The organism is Streptococcus hyovaginalis DSM 12219 (genome assembly GCF_000420785.1).
GTDB lineage: Bacteria > Bacillota > Bacilli > Lactobacillales > Streptococcaceae > Streptococcus > Streptococcus hyovaginalis.
The window spans coordinates 92,083-112,877 of record NZ_ATVP01000007.1 but is presented as its reverse complement, the minus strand read 5'-3'; the positions used below and the strand labels follow the sequence as shown (position 1 = coordinate 112,877).

The following is a 20,795-nucleotide window of genomic DNA, read 5'->3' as shown; positions in this document are numbered from 1 at the left end:
ATATCCTATTGTCGTATTACCTTTCTTGTCTTGACATGCTTCCTCTACTACTTTTAAAAGATTATCCAAGGACAGGCTTCTTTATGTTATCATAGTAAAAATGGAGGTTCTATTACGATGAAAAAAATTGGGATTATCGGTATGGGGGTTAGTGGTTTAGGGATTCTCCTTGCCTTATCAAAATGCGACCCAAAACAGCTCACCAATCTTGATATCACTTGCTTTGATGATACTGAACACTTCGGTCGTGGTGTCCCCTTTCAAGACGATGATGCCTCTGCCTTGATCAACTCGCCAATTGACGACATTTCTTTCGACTATCAGCATATGGGCGACTTCAAAGAATGGTTAGAGGAAAACGGTTATGAAACAGACTCAGCCTACGTCTCACGCGCCCTTTACGGACAATATATGATCGAAAGAATGGATGATCTTCTAAAACAACTAGCTGTCACGGTGGTCAAGCACCATGTTGAAGACCTCCACTATCTCGCAAACACAAGCCAATGGCAGGTGAAAGTCAATGGTGATCCCTATGAGGTCCAATTTGATAAGATCCATCTTGCCTGTGGACAATTACCAGAAATCGATCCCTACCAACTAGAAGGACAAGCACATTACGTCGCTGACCCTTACCCGATCACACAGTTCGAAGGAGACGATTGGAACCAAGAAACCGTTGCTATTATTGGAACAGGTTTAGCTGCCGTTGATGTCATCAAGTGGTTCAGCAGCAATACTTCTGCTAAATTAGTTGCTTTTTCACGGTCTAACTACTTTCCGACCATCCGCATCCTCGATGGAAGCCCTATAGATTGGCAATATTTAACCCAAGACAATTTGGAAAAACTCTTGGCTTATCCCCACCAAACGGTACCATTCAAAGCATTTGAAACACTCTTTAAGCAGGAATTGACAGCGCTTGGTCTAGAAAATTGGGAAACACTGACTGACCATCTTATCATTCCAGGCATTGAGGGGCTGTCACTAGCACTTGACTATCCTCAACACTTTTTCAAGTTACAGCACCTTGCCTCTCGAGTAGCGGATTGGTTTACAGATTTGTGGCCACGTCTGACCCAGTCAGATCGCCAATATTACACTGATACCTACGGCAAATTCATTGTTAATTTGCGCAATCCTATGCCAGCTATTTCGGCGCAACCTATCTTAGAAGCCGCCACCCAAAAACGCTTATCCCTTATCCCCAATGTCACTGGCATCACTGCTAACGCTAAAGGATTTGACATAACTACCCAAGATGGTGTAAGCTTGCAGGTCAGCCGCGTCATTAACGCTACAGGCTATCAACTAACCCCACAAAATATTACCAAGGCCAGCCCTCTTCTACAATCCCTTCTCGATCAAAGGTTCCTCCAAATTGATGACCAAGGAGGCATTAGCGTCCTAGCTGAAACCGCTCAAGTTATCTCCCCAAGATACGGAACCATCCCCAACCTTTACGCCCACGGTGCTCTCATTAACGGAACCATTTACCAAAATAACTCTACTATTAAAATCCAAAAAATAGCCGAACGCGCTATTCAACACATGCAGAGCAACCTCTAATGCTAAAGTTGGAAAGGAATGTCATGTCAGAAAAACTCCATGCCACAGCGACACTTTTCATTTGTCCCATTTGCCAAGAAACCTTTTCTGCCCAAGAAAAACGGTTTGTCTGTCCTCAAGGACACTCTTTTGATATGGGTAAACAAGGGTACATCAACCTCCTACGCAATGCCAAAAAAGATAAACACTATGATAAAAGGTCATTTGAAGAGCGGCATCAGATATTAGAATCCGGTTTTTATGACCATATTTTGGAAGCCGTTGCCCAGCTAGGGCTTAGTGAGACGAAAAACCAAGTGATCCTTGATGTGGCTTGTGGCGAAGGCTACTATGCTCGTCAGCTTGCCCAAATGGTCAAAAACACTGTTCTAGCCTTTGACCTCTCCAAAGACTCTATTACCTTAGCCGCTAAGAAAGATAAAGACAAGGATGTGGCCTGGTTTGTTGGCGATTTAGCCAAACTTCCCTTAGCCGATCAGAGCGTTGACCTCATCTTGGATATCTTTTCACCCGCTAATTACCAAGAATTCAAACGGGTTCTAAAGCCCGGAGGAAAGATCATCAAAGTCGTCACAGCTAGCCAGCACGTCACAGAATTAAGACAGGCTGCTCTCGAACAACTACAGACGAAAAACTATTCGAACGTCAAGATTATCTCCCATTTTGCCCAAGCCTTTCCGCACTATCGCAGCAACCACATCAGCCAAACCTTCCCAGCAACCATTGATGTTCTTAAATCCTTTGCACAAATGACGCCGCTTTTTTTCCATGTGGACCTCGAAAAGATTGACTGGAAAAGCATAGACCAAATCACCATCGCAGCCGATATTCTTGTTGCTGATTATCATGATTAAACAAAAGGCACAAGTCCCAGATAGGCTTGTGCCTTTTAAGTAACCTAATCCAAAAAAATCCGTTTAAATTGCTCATATAGAAAGAGACGTTGTTGCTCGTTGAGACGGTATTGGTTATTTTTTAGGATAGCATAAGCGCCACCAACCGCAAAAGACAGTCGTAACTGAATCTTCTCAGGCAGTTCTTCTGAGATGGTTTCTTGATACAGCTGAACAGTCTTTTCAAAGGTCTCATCCTGATTGCTAAAGAGCGCACTGTTTTCAGCATAGACTTGACTGATTGTAACCTCCATATCCTCCACAAAAGTTGGCATGTCCTCTTCTGTAATGGGATTGGCTATCACATAACGACGAATAGGCTCCAGAGCCTCTTCTTGCAAATGATCAACCAAATCATAAATATCCATATAATAACGGTAAAAGGTTGATTTGTTAATCATTGCCTTACGACAGAGTGTCTCGACGTATATTTTTTCAATTGGACGATCCTGCCTTAGCTCAATAAAGGCATCTTTAATCGCTTTTTTAGTTTTAATCACACGCTTATCCATTCGAATCACCTCTTCTTTATTTTACAAAGATTTTCTCATAAATCAACGATTTAGCAACGACCGTTTGATATGCAACGCTTTTTTGAAAATCGCTGATTGAAAGTTCCAAAGAGGACTCTTATAATACTCCTTATCTTTAAAATCATAAAGGAGTTATCATGACTTATAAAAAGATTATTCTCAACAAATTAGTCCTTGTTGCGCTTATCATTTCTGTCGTTTACCAAATCGCCATGATCGGTATTTACATCGGCGGTTACAAATACACTGCTGATCGTCCCGAAAAAAATAAGATTATTTACGTTAACCAAGATGGGGATAAAGGACAGGAAATGGTGAACTCTTTAAAAGAGTCTTTGGATTTTGCCAGCAAAGAAACATCTAGCCTATCTGAAGCCAAATCACTCTTACGTGAACACAAGGCAGCCCTAGTGATCAATATCCCTGAAAACTATACTGAAGAGCTAACACAAGGAAAAGTCGTTAAACTCAATTACTTCTATAACAGTGCTGGTGACACCATCAGTAAACAAACCGGAACCACCGTCGCCGACCGTTTAACTAATAAAGTCAATCTAGCAGCATCTAGTCAAAAAATGCAAGCTGTTTTGGTCAAATCAATGATGGAACTTGCCAAACCACAAATCGAAACAGACATTAAAAAAGCGGTGGGAACTGACCCAAGCAAACTAGAAACTGCACAAAAAGAAGTGACTCAAACCTATCAAAACCGTTTCATCGAAATGGCGAAAAAGGCGGTTAAACTTAATAGTGTCAGTGAAAACAGTAAGGATATCAACCCTAAACCAACATCAAAAATGAACCTTATCATGACACCTATGATTGCTCCGGTCGCCAGTTACATCGCTGCCATGATTTCATCGATCATCCTCTATAGTTTTGTCTTCAAAAAGGCCATCCGCTCCAATGTATCACAGAAATGGCACGGTTTATTGGCCCTGGAAGTAGATTATTTAGCCATCTCAGTCGCAACAGGTCTAACAGGTGCCCTTATGCTAACCTGGATTGACAACTTCAACTACGAAACAACTCTCAAGCTCTTCGGTATTCTAAGCCTCAATACCTTTGTCAGTTTCCAACTCATTCTAGCTATTTACATGATGCTGGGAGCCGCTGCCTTCCTAGTCAGTCTCCCTCTAACGCTTGCTCAAGTGGTTACTTCTGGAACCATGATTCCAGAATATCTCATGGCTCCAGCACTTAAAGTTATCCGCCCTTACCTACCGGTCTCATCTTCTTGGCAACTCGTTCAAAATACCATTTTTGACACCACTTCTGATAAGGATCCACTGGTACAATTAGCCCTCATTGCCGGTGCTGCCTTGCTAATCGTTCTCATTATCTTACCAATCCGTTACCGTAAAAATGACCATCCTCGCCCTGATGTGGATATCTTGAGCTTCCTATAAAAAAAGGACCGTTCGCAAGATCTTGCTGACGGTCTTTTTGTAGCAACTTTGATATCTAGCCAAAAACACTACTAAAATGAGCATCGATCAATCTTCTTCCTGAAACAGAAAGATTATTTTCAGCAACTTTTCAGTAAATAAAAATAAACTACTGATATTATTTGTAACGCTTTCATTTTTTTACTAAATTGACCTGAATCGATTGAAAAAAAAGTCACAAAAGAGTATGATAGTAGATGAATCCAAAATGATACAGGAGTATAACAATGACACACATTCAATTTGACTATTCTAAAGTCCTCGGACAATTTGTGGCTGAGCATGAACTTGATTACTTACAAATGCATGTAACTGCTGCAGATAAAGCATTACGTGAGGGTACAGGCCCTGGTGCAGAAATGACTGGGTGGTTAGACCTACCAGAAAACTACGACAAAGAAGAGTTCGCTCGTATCCAAGAGGCCGCTAAAAAAATCCAATCTGATTCGGAAGTACTTGTGGTTATCGGTATTGGCGGCTCATATCTTGGTGCGCGTGCAGCAATCGATTTCCTAAACAATTCTTTTGTTAATTTGCAATCGGCTGACAAACGCAAAGCACCTCAGATTCTTTATGCGGGAAATTCAATTTCTTCAAATTACCTTGCAGACTTGGTAGACTATGTCCAAGATAAAGATTTTTCTGTTAATGTCATTTCAAAATCAGGAACGACAACTGAACCTGCTATCGCCTTCCGCGTCTTCAAAGAACTTTTAATTTCAAAATATGGTCAAGAAGAAGCTAATAAACGCATTTATGCTACAACTGATAAAGTTAAAGGTGCTGTAAAAGTTGAAGCTGATGCTAACAACTGGGAAACATTTGTTGTTCCTGACAGTGTTGGGGGACGATTTACTGTTTTGACGGCTGTTGGTTTGCTTCCAATTGCAGCTGCTGGCGCAGATATTGTCGCTCTAATGGAAGGAGCTAGTGCCGCACGTAAAGAATACTCAACCGATGATTTGAAAGAAAATCAAGCTTACCAATATGCGGCTGTTCGAAATATTCTATATCGTAAAGGTTATGTAACTGAGGTACTTGCAAACTACGAACCATCATTGCAGTACTTCTCAGAATGGTGGAAACAGCTGGCTGGTGAGTCCGAAGGTAAAGACCAAAAAGGCATCTATCCAACTTCTGCTAACTTCTCAACAGACCTTCACTCACTTGGCCAATTCATCCAAGAAGGTTATCGTAACATCTTCGAGACCGTTGTTCGTGTTGACAAACCACGCAAAAATATTCTTATTCCTTCAATGAATGAAGACCTTGATGGTTTAGGATACCTCCAAGGCAAAGACGTTGACTTTGTTAATAAAAAAGCAACTGACGGTGTGCTTCTTGCCCACACAGACGGTGGTGTACCAAATATGTTTGTAACACTTCCAGAACAAGATGAGTTCACCCTTGGATATATCATCTACTTCTTTGAAATAGCTATTGCTATCTCTGGCTATCTCAATGGTGTTAATCCATTTGATCAACCAGGTGTTGAAGCCTACAAGAAAAACATGTTTGCTCTTCTAGGTAAACCAGGATTTGAAGACTTAGGTGCAGAACTTAACGCTCGACTTTAATCCATGTCAAACGTCTACTTAAGAACCTCTAACGAGGTTCTTTTTGTATAATGATTTTCTATAGTAGAAAATAGTAAATCATATTTCCTTATAATAGGAAAAAGTGTGTCTTAATTTTCTTTTGAAAACGTTTTAAAATTGATTTATCAAAAGAAAAGGAGCCATATCATGACAGATTGGTTAAATATAAGTGGAAAAACAGTTGTTGTCACAGGGGCCTCATCTGGTATCGGAAAAGCGATTGTTGATGAGCTTCTCAATTTAGGTGTAAACGTCGCCAACTTTGATGTGACAGATAATCAGGAAGATCATCCTAATCTATTTTTTCAAAAAGTTGATGTTACCTCCCGAGAACAAGTTGAATTAGCAGTTGAAGAAGTCGTAAAGCATTTTGGTACCATTGATGCCGTTGTTAATAATGCTGGAATTAACATTCCTAGACTTCTTATAGACCCCAAGGATCCTCATGGTCAATATGAACTGGATGATACTACTTTTGATAAAATAACAAGTATCAATCAAAAAGGACTTTACCTTGTTAGCCAAGCAGTTGGACGTATACTGGTTGCTAAAAAAAATGGTGTTATTATAAATATGGCATCTGAGGCGGGACTAGAGGGTTCTGAAGGACAAAGTGCCTACGCTGCTACAAAGGCAGCAGTCTATAGCTACACACGTTCTTGGGCTAAAGAATTGGGAAAATATAATGTTAGAGTTGTTGGCATTGCTCCGGGAATAATGGAAGCTACAGGTTTGCGCACTATCGCTTACGAAGAAGCTCTTGGTTATACCCGAGGAAAGACCGTAGAAGAAATCCGATCTGGCTATTCTTCTACAAGTACTACGCCACTCGGACGTAGTGGGAAATTAAGTGAAGTTGCCGACCTCGTAGCCTATTATATTTCAGATCGTTCTAGCTATATCACTGGTATTACAACCAATGTAGCAGGTGGTAAGACACGAGGATAATTTATTTTTTTAGAAAGGTTGCAAATTGGCAATTATTAATCGTTGGTATCAAATATTAAATAGTCTAGTGCGTCAACCGCATCTTCCAATAGGTCAGATTCAAAAAGAATTAGGAATTAGTCATAAAACACTACTAAATACCATCGACCAGTTAAATGACGTATTAAATAATGATGCATTAATAAAAATTGATAATAACTACCTTTATTTGCAAGTTCTTGACTATCAACGTTTTGAAGATATTCTAACTGGGAGTCTTCGCAAAAAAAGCGATTTTAATTCTTCTAGTAAACGAGCATCTTTCATTATCAAACAGCTAATTCAAAGCTCAGTCCCCATTCTAATTGATGATCTAGCAGAAAAAGTCGGTGTCAGCCGAACAACCATTAATAAAGATTTAAAAAAAGTCAAAGATTTGGCGAAAGATTATCAGATAAAAATCTCCGGAAGGCCTAATATTGGAATTACTGCTGAAGGTGAAGAATTGGAACTCCGACTCCTCTATTGTCATAATGTATATTCTTATTTTGATATCACAAATCTTACAATTGAGTCTAGAGAATTTCTAAAACTGATATATCAAAAGTATAACCTTCCACTACACATCCAAGAACTACTCTCAAAAGTAATTGACATCAGTATTTTACGTTTAAAGGAACATCAGACTCTAGACCAACCTATTCCCTACTTCTGCAATGGATTAAAGTATAGTGACATTGTAGAAGAAATTGTGTCTCATATTGAACTAACATATCATATTTCACTTAGTCAATATGAGCAAGATTTTCTTTCATTTCCATTGAATATACAATACATTGATAGTCTAGACTATCAGAAATCCTCAAATGATATTGTACTAAACATATTCGATCAAATGATCTGCCAAATAAAAGAATCTTTTGATTTAAGAATTAACATTGATAAGCTTTTTATAGACATACACACTCACCTCAAATTTTTAATCAATCGCTTAATGTTTCATTCTCAAGCTTCAGATTTATTTTATGGTGAAATCAAAAAGAAATATCCTCTTGCCTATCAACTGGCTAGCAAGGCTTCCACCATTTTAGAAAATCTTTTTAATTATCCTATCGAAAGCTCTGAAATTAGCTATCTAGCACTATACTTTGAAATGGGATTACGAGAGATTGATAATTCTCTCTCATATGAGCAACGAAAGATTGCAGTAGTTTGTACAACTGGACGTGGCACAGCCACAATGATTAATAGGCAACTCCGGAGAGTATTAGGGAACGAGATTGTCATTGACCAATATTCAGAAGAAACCTTTAATCCCAACAAAGCTGAGAGATATTCCGCAATCTTCACAACAATTCCCCTCAAACTCCAACATTTATCTACCCCAGTCATTCAAATTACAAACTTATTTGATGATCATTGGTTGAGAAATCAGTGGGAGGAAGCTAATGAATGGAAACAAAATAAATTTCAATGGATTGAATCAAAGTTGATGTATTTAACAATTCAAAATCATTACTTCGATTATTTAAGCGAGATGTCTAACTTTCTATATCAAGAAGAGGACGTTGATATAGCATTCTATCAACGTATTTTAAAGAGAGAGGAAAAACAATCAACTATATTTGGTAACAACATTGCTTTTCCTCACACTACTCATCCTAACTCTAAAGTGATATTTCTCGTAGGAATACTAGAAGAACCCTATGAATCTGAATTAGGAAAAGTAGATTTCATTTTTATGCTAGCTATTCCTGACAAGGTAAACTCCCAAATAGAATCAGAATTGCTAAGCCTTTATGATGATATCTTTCGAATAGCAAATAACTCGGACTTAAAAAAGGAACTCAAATCTATCAAAACCATTGAAGCATTTCACTCTTTGATTCAAGATAAAGGAGTATTAGAATGAGCCCTATTATTGTACTAACAATCATTATTGCTCTTGCCTACGTCTTTCAAATCATACTTGGCATGAGACAGCTTAAACACTTTAATGAAGTTTATCATGAATTACGCCAAAAAGGGCGCGTAGCAATTGGTCGTCGATCAGGAAAAATTAAATCTGGAACGATTGTTATGTTTGCTATAGATAGCAGCGGAATCATTTTAGATGCTAGAAAAATGCAAGGAGTTACAGTGGGAGCACACTTCAAAGAGCTTCCTCAGTACGTAAACCAAGATTTACATTATCTTGATCACTATCATCCAACGGTTCGTCAAGAAAATAAATTAACACAAATTGCCATCGAAGACGCTAGAAATGTATTTCTAACAATCGATGCTGGAACTTATACAGAGAGGAGACAACAAAATTTAATAGCCGATACCAAAAACAATATTAAACTACTAGTAACACATTTAAAGTCTCAAGTAACAAAACAATAGATTATTAGAGTCATACTCAAAAAGGAGGAGAATATGGATTATATTATCCGTTTTGCAGAAGGATTTATGAAGCTCTTTCAGCTTGGTGGAGAGACCTTTATCAGTTGGATGACTGGAATTGTTCCTGTTGTCCTTATGCTCTTAGTCGCTATGAATGCATTTATTGCTTTACTTGGAGAAGATAAAGTTAATAAATTAGCACAAATTTCAGCTAAAAACCCTATTAGTCGCTACATGATATTACCATTTATTTCTGCTTTTATGCTTGGTAATCCAATGGCTATTTCAATGGGACGATTTATGCCAGAGTTCTACAAACCAGGCTATGTCGCTTCTCAAATGCAGTTCTGTCATACATCTAATGGTGTATTTCCACATATTAATCCAGGTGAGTTATTTGTTTGGTTAGGAATCGCTTCCGGTATTGAGACACTTGGGTTAAACACAATGGATTTAGCTATTCGTTATATGCTTGTTGGGATTCTAATGAATTTCTTTTCTGGTTGGGTTACAGACTTTACAACTGCTTGGGTATGTAAACAACAAGGTGTAACATTAAGCAAAACATTGAATTAAGAATAGAATAGGAGAAAAGTTATGACATATAATAGCATTAAAGTTCTTAAAGGTAGTGGTGGTTTTGGAGGACCATTAGTTATTACACCAACAGAAGAGAAGCACAAGTTCATTTATATTGTTGGTGGTGGCGAAAAGCCAGCAATTGTCGATAAAATTGCTGATTTAACCGGTATGGAACCCGTCAATGGATTTAAAACCTCTATCCCAGATAATGAAATTGCTTTGGCTATTATAGATTGTGGCGGTACACTACGTTGTGGCATCTATCCTAAAAAAGGTATCCCTACAATCAACGTCATTGCAACAGGTAAATCTGGTCCCTTAGCACAGTATATTACTGAGGGCATTTATGTTTCTGCTGTTGGATTGGAGCAAATTTCATCTACTTCTGAAAACGCGACAACAATAGCAACTAATCCAACCAAAACCAATACTTATGATACCTCTAAGAAAATCACCGAACAACGTGCTGAACAAAGCTTTGTTGCACGTATTGGTATGGGTGCAGGAAAAATTGTTGCTATCTTTAATCAAGCAGCACGTGACGCCATTCAGACCATGCTTAACACTATCCTTCCTTTTATGGCCTTTGTTTCACTTCTCATTGGGATAATTAATGGCTCTGGTGTTGGTAATTGGATAGCAAAATTAATGGTTCCACTAGCTGGTAATGTATGGGGACTAGTCATCATTGGCTTCATCTGCTCATTACCTTTCTTATCACCACTCTTAGGTCCTGGGGCTGTTATTTCCCAAATCATTGGAACACTGATTGGCGTGGAAATTGGAAAAGGAAATATCCCTCCACAGATGGCTCTTCCAGCTCTCTTTGCTATCAATACACAAAATGGATGCGACTTTATCCCGGTTGCCCTTGGTTTGTCTGAAGCTGAGTCAGAAACTGTTGAAGTTGGTGTCCCTTCTGTTCTTTACTCTCGATTCTTGAACGGTGTCCCTCGTGTACTTGTTGCATGGATTGCGAGCATCGGACTCTACCAATAAACTTAATTAAAATAATTAGAAAGAAATGTATTATGCCAACTATTTTTGAAACCACTGTGACAGCTGTTGGGCCCGAAGCCAAAGGTATGCTTGAAGGTGCTAACATGATTATCCTCTTCGGAGAAGGTGCTCCAGCTGACTTAGCAGAATACTGTTTTACAATTGATAACAAAAACTTATCTGGTTCAATACGACCAGGGGGAACAGTCTTAATTAATGACAAATCTTTTCCAATCACAGCAGTCGGAGAAATTGTTGAAAAAAACCTTAATAATTTAGGCCATATTACCATTGCTTTTGACGGATCTAAAGAGGGTTCTTTGCCGGGCACTCTACATGTTTCAGCAGAAGAGCTTCCTGACTTAAACACCGGTACACTTGTTAAAATTATAGATTAAGAGGTCATCGAACCTATGGAATTACTAATAGATACTGCAAATATTTCTAAAATTAAAACCTTGTAAAATGTATTACCCCTTAGTGGCGTAACAACCAATCCATCAATCTTAAAAAAAGAAGGATCGATTGACTTCTTTGCTCACCTTAGAAAAATCAGAGATATAATCGGCATCGAACAAACTCTCCATGTTCAGGTAACTGCTACGACTTCTGAAGAAATGCTCAAAGAAGCTCATGCTATTTTAGATGCCATAGACTCATCAGTATACATCAAAGTTCCCGTCACTATTGAAGGACTAAAAGCAATTAAAGAACTTAAAAAACAAAAAATCAATGTTACAGCAACTGCTATTTACACAAAATTACAAGGTTTTCTTGCTATTGCCTCAGGAGTTGACTATTTAGCACCTTATTACAACCGTATGGAAATCTTAGGAACTAATTCAAAAAACGTCGTTCTATCTCTTCGTCAAGAAATAGAGCGCACCAACAGTAACAGTAAAATTTTAGGAGCTAGTTACAAAACTATTGAGCAAATCAATGCTACCTTTGATTCTGGAGCTCAAGCAATCACCTTTTCACCTGAATTAGTCGAACAACTGCTTTCTTCAAATACCATATTAAAAGCAATCGATGATTTTCAATTGGATTGGAAGGCTATTCACGGAGAAAAGCAGATTAATCAACTGTAAGTCTATGCATAAAAAGCCCCGAAAGGGGCTTTTTGAGACCCTTAGGATATTTTTTTGAAAACGCTGTAAAACCACTTGTGACAGGCTTGACTAGACATCTAGACATTGATATAATTTTTGTGAAAATATTTTAATCTATAAAGGAGATTAATTATGAAATCAAGAAAAGTTTTCATCTCAATAGTTGCAATTAGTCTACTTGGTTTTGCAAGCTTTAGTGAAACATTTATAACACCCTTTCAACCTAAAACAGTTGAAGCCAAAACGAAAAAGAAGAAAAGTAAGAAGAAAAAAACTTATTCTGTGGGACAAACATTTAAAGTAGGAGATGTTGAATACACCGTAAATTCCCTGTCTCAAACTAATACTGTTGGTGATGAATTCCTTAATGAGACAGCTAGCGGTGTCTTTCTCTTAGTCAATATAACAATCAAAAATAACGGTGATGAGGCTCTTAGCGTCAGCGATGATTTCTTCAAGCTATACAAAGGAAAAACTGAGTATAAAAGCGACTCAACCGCTGCGATATACGCAAATGATGACAATAGTTTCTTTCTAGAGGAAATAAATCCAGGAAATTCTTTAACAAGCAATGTTGTTTTCGATATTACTCCTGAGGTTGTTAGCGACCCTGCTCTCCAATTACAAGTTCAAACTGGCTTCTGGGGAACAGAAACAGGTCTCGTCAATTTAAATAAATAACCTTCCGACCTCCTAGCGAGGTCTTTTTTACTCATTTGTTTTCAAATTTTCTGACTATTTGATATAATAAGAGCATTAACGTTCAAGGAGATACTCATGACTGCACAAAAAATGTCGGCACAAGAAATTATTGCTTTTATCGGAAACGCTGAAAAGAAAACCAATGTTAAGGTGACTTTTGAAGGAAATTTAGCAACTGAGGTCCCAGCATCAGTGACCAAGTTAGGCAATGTGCTTTTTGGTGATTGGAAAGATATTGAGCCACTACTGACTAACCTAACTGAAAATGTCGACTATGTCGTCGAACAAGATGGCCGCAATTCCGCCGTTCCCCTTCTAGACAAGCGTCATCTCAATGCGCGTATTGAGCCAGGAGCTATCATCCGTGATCAAGTAACCATCAAAGACAATGCCGTCGTTATGATGGGAGCTGTCATCAATATTGGAGCTGAGATTGGTTCAGGTACTATGATTGATATGGGAGCTATCCTAGGTGGCCGCGCAACGGTTGGAAAAAATAGCCACATCGGTGCAGGTGCCGTTCTTGCCGGTGTCATCGAGCCTGCTTCGGCAGAGCCTGTTCGCGTCGGTGACAATGTTCTTGTCGGAGCTAATGCTGTCGTTATCGAAGGTGTTCAAATCGGTAATGGTGCTGTGGTTGCTGCAGGCGCAATCGTCACTCAAGATGTTCCAGAAAACGTGGTTGTAGCGGGAGTTCCTGCACGAGTTATTAAAGAAATTGATGAAAAAACCCAACAAAAAACTGCACTGGAAGATGCTCTTCGTAACCTCTAAAAACTAAGAAAGCTGAGCAATGCTCAGCTTTTATCACCACTAGGAAGTATTATTATGGCTTTAGATTTAATCCAAATTAGACGAGACCTTCATCAAATCCCTGAAATCGGCTTAGAAGAATTCAAAACCCAAGCCTATCTCCTCGCAAGAATTGACGAATTAACCAAAGACAAACCCTTTATCAAGCAAAAAACATGGCAAACAGGCATACTCGTCTTTATTGAGGGTTATGCCGCGACAAAAACCATTGGCTGGCGCACAGATATCGATGGTCTACCAATTACTGAGGAAACAGGTTTAGATTTCGCTAGTCAGCATGATGGTCGTATGCATGCTTGTGGTCACGACATGCACATGACTATTGCTCTAGGATTGCTTGAACAACTGACACAGATACAACCCAAAGAAAACTTGCTCTTTCTCTTCCAACCCGCAGAGGAAAATCTTGCCGGCGGTATGCTTATGTATGAAGACGGCGCCTTTGGCGACTGGAAACCAGATGAATTCTACGGGCTTCATGTTCGGCCTGATCTAAACGTTGGCGATATTGCAACAAACACTGGAACGCTATTTGCAGGAACTTGTACAATAGAGATCACTTTCAAGGGCAAAGGTGGACATGCAGCCTTTCCACACCAATCCAATGATGCTCTCGTAGCGGCAGCTTACTTTATCACACAGGTTCAAACAGTTGTCAGCCGTAATGTCGATCCGATTGAAGGTGGGGTTGTCACTATTGGTTCCATGCATGCGGGGACTACCAATAACGTCATTTCAGAAACGGCTAAACTCCACGGAACTATCCGGGCACTGAGTCAAGACATGAACCTTCATATCCAAAATCGGGTTCGAGCAATTGCTGAAGGAGTAGCGGCAAGCTTTGGCATGGCAGTTGATATCAAACTACAACCTAGCGGTTATCTCCCTGTAGAAAACGATCCTACTCTTGCTCAGGAACTCATGACCTTCTTCCAAAATGCTCCGGAGATTAACCTCATCGATTGTCTACCAGCCATGACTGGAGAAGATTTTGGTTATCTCTTAAATAAAATTCCAGGAGTTATGTTTTGGCTCGGTATTGATACCCCCTACCCACTACATCATGCTAAAATGAGCCCAAATGAAAAAGCACTTTCCTTTGGTGTTTCTCATATCTCTGACTTCTTAAGAGCTAAAAGCCACTAAAATAAAAGAACGTCTAGCCACATTGACCAGACGTTTTTTCCTGTTATTTTTCTTATAAAGCTGCGCGTAATCGTGCCTGTTCGTTCTCAACATTGCGGATATTTCGCGGTAAGAAGGCGCGAATATCATCTTCCTTATAACCAACCTGAAGACGCTTATCATCAATCAAAATAGGGCTCTTCAAAATACGTGGATTTTCCTGAATCAAATCAATCACTTGACTGAGAGGAAGGTCCTCGATATCAAAGTTCAACGCTTTAGCATAGCGGTTTTTCGAAGAGACAATACTCTCAATGCCATTTTCTGTTTTAGCCAAAATAGCCAAGATCTCTTCTTTAGTAAGTGTTTCTTTTCCTAAGTTCTGTTCTTTATAAGGGAGCTTATGCGCATTGAGCCAGGTTTTTGCTTTCTTACAGCTCGTGCAACTTGAGATGGTATAAATTTTAATCATGTACATTCTCACTTTCTATCCCATGATAGGTTTATTATAGCATCTCACATCTTACAAAGATATAGGTCTCTGGACCTATTTTTGATTTTGTCAAGAAATTACTGTAAAAATAGATAAAAACTTAAACTTTTCTTAACCTATGAAAAAAGAATTCAAGAAATCCCTGAATTCTTTTACAGTTTCTACAAGCAAGAAATAGCTAGGTTGAACGGGGCTGATAAGGTCACCCGGACCTTATCACTCCTCAATTTCGATTTCAGTATCTAAATCTAAAACCAACTCATCTGCTTGAGAGTTTTCGCTTGCTTGCTCCTGGTCTTTAGCAGCATCAGCTTTGTCTGCTTCTTCTGGCGCTTCGATCAAACCGAAATGGACACGAACTTTTTGGTCAATTTCATCAAAGACTTCTGGATTTTCAGCCAAATATTTTTTAGCGTTTTCAGAACCTTGACCAATCTTTTCACCATTGTAAGAGAACCAAGCCCCTGCTTTTTGGATGATCCCTAAATCACTGGCAATTTTAACCAATTCCCCTGTACGAGAGATTCCCTCACCGTACATGATTTCCACAAATGCTTCTTTAAAAGGTGGTGCAACTTTGTTTTTAACAACCTTGATTTTAGTTTCTTTACCAACATTCTGGTCTTTTTTATCACCAGACCCTTTAATTTGCGTATTACCACGAACGTCTAAACGCACTGATGAATAAAACTTCAAAGCACGTCCACCTGGAGTTGTTTCTGGATTACCAAACATGACCCCAACTTTTTCACGCAACTGGTTGATAAAGATAGCAATGGTTTTAGTCTTATTGATAGAAGCTGATAGTTTACGCATCGCTTGGCTCATCATACGCGCCTGCAAACCAACGTGGCTATCGCCGATATCTCCATCGATCTCAGCTCGTGGCACAAGAGCCGCAACAGAGTCGACAACGACCAAATCAACCGCACCTGAATCAATCAATTTACCAGCGATTTCAAGTCCTTGCTCTCCAGAGTCAGGTTGTGATAAGAGCAACTCATCAATATTGACTCCAAGCGCTTGAGCATAGGCTGGATCCAAAGCATGCTCGGCATCGATAAAGGCCGCAATACCACCTTCTTTTTGAGCTTGAGCAACCGCATGAAGGGCAACCGTTGTCTTACCAGAACTCTCTGGGCCATAAATTTCAATGATACGACCTTTAGGGTAACCACCTGCACCAAGCGCAATATCAAGTGCCAACGATCCTGAACTCATCACCTGAACCTTTTGTTCCGCACGTTCACCAAGCTTCATGATGGCACCTTTACCGAAATCCTTTTCGATGATTTTTAAGGCATCATCAAGTGCTTTCTGGCGTTCTTCGCCAAATTTTTTAGAAATATCATCTAATTTTTTTTGTTTTTTAGCCAAAATAGTCTCCTCATCTTGTATCGGGAATGGCAACTACACGCAGCCCTCCCATGGTAATACTCAGCCTTTCTATTATAACAAATTAAGTGGAGATAATCATGTCAACAGTGTTTGTCTAACCAAATTCAAGGCATGTAAGACTGCAATTTGACGAATATCCGATCGACTGCGGCCACCGATATGCACCTTTCTCACCTCAGTGCCTTTGGAGCTAGCTAAGGCAATAAAGACCGTACCGACTGGCTGACCCTCCAGATCATCTGGACCTGCAACACCTGTTAAAGAGACTGCCAAGTCTGAACCAACTTTTTCACGCGCCGCTTCTGCCATAGCTCTTGCAGTAAAATCACTCACAACACCATGAGTGTGTAAATCTTCCTCTGAAATGCCTAACATTGCTGCTTTTTGTTCTAAACTATAGGTCACAAACCCACCTTGAAAAACCTGAGATGCACCAGCCACATCAGCAATCCTTGATTGAAAAAGGCCAGCTGTTAAACTTTCAGCCGCTGTAAGTGACTGATGCTTGTCTTTTAGCAACTCAACCGTCACTTGTGACAAGGAATTGTCCTCACCATAGCCATATAAAGAGGTTTGTAATGGCACACCATCTAGGCCGTCAGTTCTTAAAATCTGCTGCTCGAGAGCATCTAGTTTCGCATCCGCAACCGCCTGATTCGGAGCTTTAGTCGACAAACGCAAAGTCACTTCACCTGTTTTAGCATAAGGTGCCAGCGTCGGATCTGTCTGTTGTGCAATCAGGTCAGCTAAAACGGTCACCAACTGACTTTCACCAATACCAAAGAAGCGTAACACGCGCGAATACAATCGCTCACCACTCTTTGATAGTAAGGGAACAAGACTTTCTCGAACCATCGGCTTGAGTTCACTAGGAGGTCCTGGTAAAACCACGTAAGTCACACCATCAACACTGACCAAACCACCTACGGCTAAACCGGTGATATTAGGAATGGGAATTGACCCTTCAATGATCTGCGCCTGGCGTTCATTATTTGGCGTTCTAGCATATTGAGGACGTGTCTCAAAGAATGCAGATAGCTTTTCTTCTGCACCCGTATCAAATACTAAGTCACGACCAAGATAGGTTGCAAGGGTTTGTTTGGTTAAGTCATCTTCGGTCGGCCCTAGCCCCCCGCATAAGATCACCAAATCACTGCGTTTAGAAGCCTGATCAATAACAGTCTTCAAGCGATCCTCATTATCTCCAACGGCCGTTTGAAAATAGACATCCACACCGATTTCTGCCATTTTTTCGGACAGGTATTGCGCATTGGTATTCACGATTTGACCAGTTAAGATCTCTGTGCCAACGGCGATAAGCTCTGCTTTCATATATCCACCTACTTCATTATTCGAAAACTTGTTTTTATTTTATCACAATTTGACAAACTTTTAGTTTATGTAAAATAACTGATTTTTTCTGAAAATTGCGTTACACTAGTAAGCAGTTTAAATACCTTACGCTTTTGCATTAAAAGATGATCAGGAGAAAGTATGTCAACCTTAAGCTTACAACATATTCATAAATCCTACTACCTAGGTAAAGAAGAATTCCCTGTTTTAAAAGGGATTGACCTCACTTTTGACCAAGGGGATTTTATTTCCATTCTTGGAGAATCTGGCGGCGGAAAATCAACCCTTATGAACATCATCGGTGGTTTGGACAGATCATACGATGGTGACGTTATTATCAATGGCCAGCGTCAAAAAGATAAGAAAGAAAAGTCCATGGATCAATACCGACGTGATACCATTGGCTTTATCTTTCAATCCTTTAACCTAATTAATTACCTTAGCGTCTTAGGAAATGTCATGACCAGCCTACAGATGACTAAGCTAAGTCACAAAGAACAGGTCAAAAGAGCCGAAGAACTTCTCAAGCAAGTCGGGCTTTATGAACACCGTAGAAAAAAACCAGCCCAACTATCTGGTGGCCAAAAGCAACGGGTAGCTATCGCACGCGCTCTAGCCAGTGATCCTGACATTATTATCGCTGATGAGCCTACTGGAGCTTTAGATAGCCAAAACACCAAGGAAGTCCTCAAACTCTTACAAGGGATTGCCAAAAGCGGCAAAACAGTGATTGTCGTTACCCACTCCCAAGAGGTAGCTGATACTGGCTCTCGCATTGTCCGTCTGGCTGATGGTCGCGTCATCGGTGATGAACGCCTTCGAGAACCCTTTAGTCAGTCGGCTCCTCAAAAAGAATTTGCAGCTCGTCCACTCAAAACACGAGATATTTGGAAAATGGCCTTTGCCCACTTTCGAAATGCTTGGAAACAAAATCTCATGATAACCATTGGGACAGCTATCGGGCTATTCTCAGTCATGTTTTTCCTTGGTCTCGGAAATGGCGCCACCAATTACATGAATAGTTTTATTGATGGCATCGCCAATCCTAAGGCTTTCCAAGTTTTCAAACCCGATCAATCTAGCATGAGTGAGCAAGATGCGACTGATGTTGCCAAAGTTAAGCATGTCACTAAAGTCGAAAAAGGCTATATGTCACCTGCTTTCCAAGTAACGCTTAAAGGACAGGAAGCTAATGCTAAAACCCAGTCGAGTCAAACCGAGCAAGAGGGACCAAACAACCTGATTACTAAAAATGCTACCTTATTAGCAGATAGTATTTCCAATAAACAGTATCCCAAAACAGGTGAAATCGTCTTATCCGAAACGCAAGCGAAACGCCTTGTCGGCAAATCGTTTCAAAAAATTGTTGGAAAAACCGTTACCTTAACCCTCCCCTTAGGTGATAAAGGTATGCTAACACAGGACTTGACTGTTTCAGGAACCAGCACTAGCTATAACATGGTTAATTATGGTGATTTACAAGGTGCGGCAAACAAAGCCAATATCGATCTTGAACCTAATTTTGTAACAGCTTCTGTTGATGACCTCAACAACACCAAAGCGGCTCAAAAAGCTGTTCGAAATCTCAAAAATAATGGACAGAATCGTTTCCGCGTCGCCAGTATCGGTGATATTTTAGATAGTATCGTACAAGTCACCTACATTGTTAGTGTTGTCTTAGCCCTTATTGCAGGCATCTCACTCTTAGTGAGCATCCTGATGATCATCGCAACCACTTATATGAGTGTTTCTGAACGAACAAAAGAAATTGGTATTTTACGTGCTATGGGAGCTCGTCGCAAAGATATTCGCCGTCTCTTTATCAACGAAAGTTTACTACTTGGGATTTCCGCAAACATTCTAGCTATTATCACAGCCTTTTTGGCACAAATAGCCGTTAACAAGCTGGTTTACGGGACAATTAAATCAGAAATCATTCAAATCTCTCCAACAGCTGTCATCGTTACCGTTATTATCGGTATCTTAATTGCACTAATTGCTAGCATTGCACCTGCCAGCAAGGCTGCCCGACTCAATCCAATCGAAGCTCTAGCTGCTGAATAAATTCAATAATTTCAAAAAGACTGGGAAAATCCCAGCCTTTTTCTTAAGAAAAGTTTAATAAGATCTAATGGGCAAGTGGTTCCTTATTTGCTGATATCACCGTTTTTTACAGTTTTACTCAGCTGTGTAGGGATATTAAGAACGAATTCAATAGAGTATCGATACTTTTTCCGCTTCCTTTTTTGGTTAGTTGACAGCTTTGTCAAGTTTTTGTCAACTCTGAATTATTTAAAGTTACAATCATTCTCATGGTCGTTAACCAAGCCCGCTGCTTGTAAAAAAGATTGGACAGCAACAGGTCCAACAAACTTGAAGCCAGCTTTTTTAAGTGCCTTGGATATTGTTTGGGATAACTCTGTTTTGGCGGGAACTTGATGGTAGTCTGTCACATCATGAACCCCTGGCGTTCCATTGACAAAAGACCAGATATAACTATCAAATGACCCGTGAATCTTTTGTATGTCTAAGAAGGCCTGTGCGTTGGCCCTTGTTGCATAAAGTTTGAGGCGGTGTCGAATAATAGCCGAATTTTCTAAAAGGGCGTCTAGCTCAGCATCTGTCATATTGGCTACCTGATGAATGTCATAATAATAAAAACACTCACGAAAAGCTTGCCGTTTATTCAGAACAGTCTCCCATGACAAGCCTGCTTGATAGGTTTCCATGCAAAGCAGTTCAAATAGGGCCTTTTCCTCATGAAGCGGTTTCCCCCACTCTTCATCATGATAAGCAATATAAAGCGGATTAGTTTCCTTAACCCAGGAACAACGTTTCATGTGAAACCTCCATCTTCTATAA

The 20,795-nt window shown here is 39.8% G+C and carries 19 protein-coding genes and 1 pseudogene; 15 read left to right on the top strand and 5 right to left on the bottom strand.

Annotation, left to right across the window (positions count from 1 at the left end):
• Positions 1-117 precede the first annotated feature (117 nt).
• Both G574_RS0106565 and G574_RS0106560 read left to right on the top strand, forming a co-directional pair.
• Positions 118-1,569, top strand: coding sequence for an FAD/NAD(P)-binding protein (locus tag G574_RS0106565; protein ID WP_029691492.1), 1,452 nt, complete (start codon positions 118-120; stop codon positions 1,567-1,569).
• Positions 1,570-1,592: 23 nt separating this feature from the next.
• Positions 1,593-2,423, top strand: coding sequence for a methyltransferase domain-containing protein (locus G574_RS0106560; protein WP_029691491.1), 831 nt, complete (start codon positions 1,593-1,595; stop codon positions 2,421-2,423).
• Positions 2,424-2,467: 44 nt separating this feature from the next.
• Here G574_RS0106560 and G574_RS0106555 read toward each other — a convergent pair whose 3' ends face one another.
• Positions 2,468-2,974 (bottom strand): TetR/AcrR family transcriptional regulator, encoded by a 507-nt coding sequence (locus tag G574_RS0106555; RefSeq protein WP_017769431.1) that lies wholly within the window; start codon positions 2,972-2,974, stop codon positions 2,468-2,470.
• 158 nt (positions 2,975-3,132) lie between these two features.
• On the opposite strand from G574_RS0106555, the gene G574_RS0106550 reads away from it, so the two are divergent.
• The 12 genes and pseudogenes from G574_RS0106550 to G574_RS0106495 all read left to right on the top strand — a co-directional run bounded on the left by G574_RS0106550 (position 3,133) and on the right by G574_RS0106495 (position 14,710).
• Entirely contained in the window at positions 3,133-4,404 is a 1,272-nt protein-coding gene (locus G574_RS0106550; RefSeq protein WP_029691490.1) for an ABC transporter permease, read from the top strand.
• A gap of 266 nt (positions 4,405-4,670) precedes the next feature.
• A complete protein-coding gene (locus tag G574_RS0106545; RefSeq protein WP_029691489.1) occupies positions 4,671-6,020 on the top strand; it encodes a glucose-6-phosphate isomerase in 1,350 nt (449 codons plus the stop codon).
• 168 nt (positions 6,021-6,188) lie between these two features.
• On the top strand, positions 6,189-6,989 hold the full coding sequence (locus G574_RS0106540; protein ID WP_029691488.1) for an SDR family oxidoreductase: 801 nt from the start codon (positions 6,189-6,191) through the stop codon (positions 6,987-6,989).
• 25 nt (positions 6,990-7,014) lie between these two features.
• Entirely contained in the window at positions 7,015-8,880 is a 1,866-nt protein-coding gene (locus tag G574_RS0106535) for a BglG family transcription antiterminator (RefSeq protein ID WP_029691487.1), read from the top strand.
• Positions 8,877-9,356, top strand: a complete 480-nt coding sequence (locus tag G574_RS0106530; RefSeq protein WP_029691486.1) for a transcriptional regulator GutM — start codon at positions 8,877-8,879, stop codon at positions 9,354-9,356. The genes G574_RS0106535 and G574_RS0106530 overlap by 4 nt, the downstream gene beginning before the upstream one ends.
• Before the next feature lie 33 nt (positions 9,357-9,389).
• Entirely contained in the window at positions 9,390-9,932 is a 543-nt protein-coding gene (gene srlA, locus G574_RS0106525) for a PTS glucitol/sorbitol transporter subunit IIC (protein ID WP_029691485.1), read from the top strand.
• A gap of 21 nt (positions 9,933-9,953) precedes the next feature.
• The gene (gene srlE, locus G574_RS0106520) at positions 9,954-10,937 is read left to right on the top strand and encodes a PTS glucitol/sorbitol transporter subunit IIB (RefSeq protein ID WP_029691484.1); all 984 of its coding nucleotides are present in this window, start codon (positions 9,954-9,956) and stop codon (positions 10,935-10,937) included.
• A gap of 32 nt (positions 10,938-10,969) precedes the next feature.
• Complete coding sequence (locus tag G574_RS0106515; protein WP_029691483.1) at positions 10,970-11,335, top strand: PTS glucitol/sorbitol transporter subunit IIA; 366 nt, start codon at positions 10,970-10,972, stop codon at positions 11,333-11,335.
• Between the two features lie 81 nt (positions 11,336-11,416).
• Positions 11,417-12,028, top strand: a pseudogene (locus G574_RS10880) (fructose-6-phosphate aldolase); the annotation flags it as partial.
• Positions 12,029-12,181: 153 nt separating this feature from the next.
• Complete coding sequence (locus G574_RS0106505; protein WP_029691482.1) at positions 12,182-12,730, top strand: DUF4352 domain-containing protein; 549 nt, start codon at positions 12,182-12,184, stop codon at positions 12,728-12,730.
• A gap of 96 nt (positions 12,731-12,826) precedes the next feature.
• Complete coding sequence (dapD, locus tag G574_RS0106500; RefSeq protein ID WP_029691481.1) at positions 12,827-13,525, top strand: 2,3,4,5-tetrahydropyridine-2,6-dicarboxylate N-acetyltransferase; 699 nt, start codon at positions 12,827-12,829, stop codon at positions 13,523-13,525.
• A gap of 54 nt (positions 13,526-13,579) precedes the next feature.
• The gene (locus G574_RS0106495) at positions 13,580-14,710 is read left to right on the top strand and encodes an N-acetyldiaminopimelate deacetylase (RefSeq protein ID WP_029691480.1); all 1,131 of its coding nucleotides are present in this window, start codon (positions 13,580-13,582) and stop codon (positions 14,708-14,710) included.
• 52 nt (positions 14,711-14,762) lie between these two features.
• On the opposite strand, the gene spx is transcribed toward G574_RS0106495, so the two are convergent.
• From spx to G574_RS0106480, 3 genes are all read right to left on the bottom strand, one after another.
• Positions 14,763-15,161: a transcriptional regulator Spx gene (gene spx, locus G574_RS0106490; RefSeq protein WP_017768833.1), complete on the bottom strand. Its 399-nt coding sequence runs from the start codon at positions 15,159-15,161 to the stop codon at positions 14,763-14,765.
• A 237-nt stretch (positions 15,162-15,398) separates the two neighbouring features.
• The gene (gene recA, locus G574_RS0106485; RefSeq protein WP_029691479.1) at positions 15,399-16,559 is read right to left on the bottom strand and encodes a recombinase RecA; all 1,161 of its coding nucleotides are present in this window, start codon (positions 16,557-16,559) and stop codon (positions 15,399-15,401) included.
• 96 nt (positions 16,560-16,655) lie between these two features.
• Complete coding sequence (locus G574_RS0106480; protein WP_029691478.1) at positions 16,656-17,912, bottom strand: competence/damage-inducible protein A; 1,257 nt, start codon at positions 17,910-17,912, stop codon at positions 16,656-16,658.
• 162 nt (positions 17,913-18,074) lie between these two features.
• Between G574_RS0106480 and G574_RS0106475 the strand changes: the two genes are divergently transcribed.
• Positions 18,075-19,997, top strand: a complete 1,923-nt coding sequence (locus G574_RS0106475) for an ABC transporter ATP-binding protein/permease (RefSeq protein ID WP_029691477.1) — start codon at positions 18,075-18,077, stop codon at positions 19,995-19,997.
• Positions 19,998-20,221: 224 nt separating this feature from the next.
• On the opposite strand, the gene G574_RS0106470 is transcribed toward G574_RS0106475, so the two are convergent.
• Positions 20,222-20,773, bottom strand: coding sequence for a DNA-3-methyladenine glycosylase I (locus tag G574_RS0106470; RefSeq protein WP_029691476.1), 552 nt, complete (start codon positions 20,771-20,773; stop codon positions 20,222-20,224).
• Positions 20,774-20,795 lie beyond the last annotated feature (22 nt).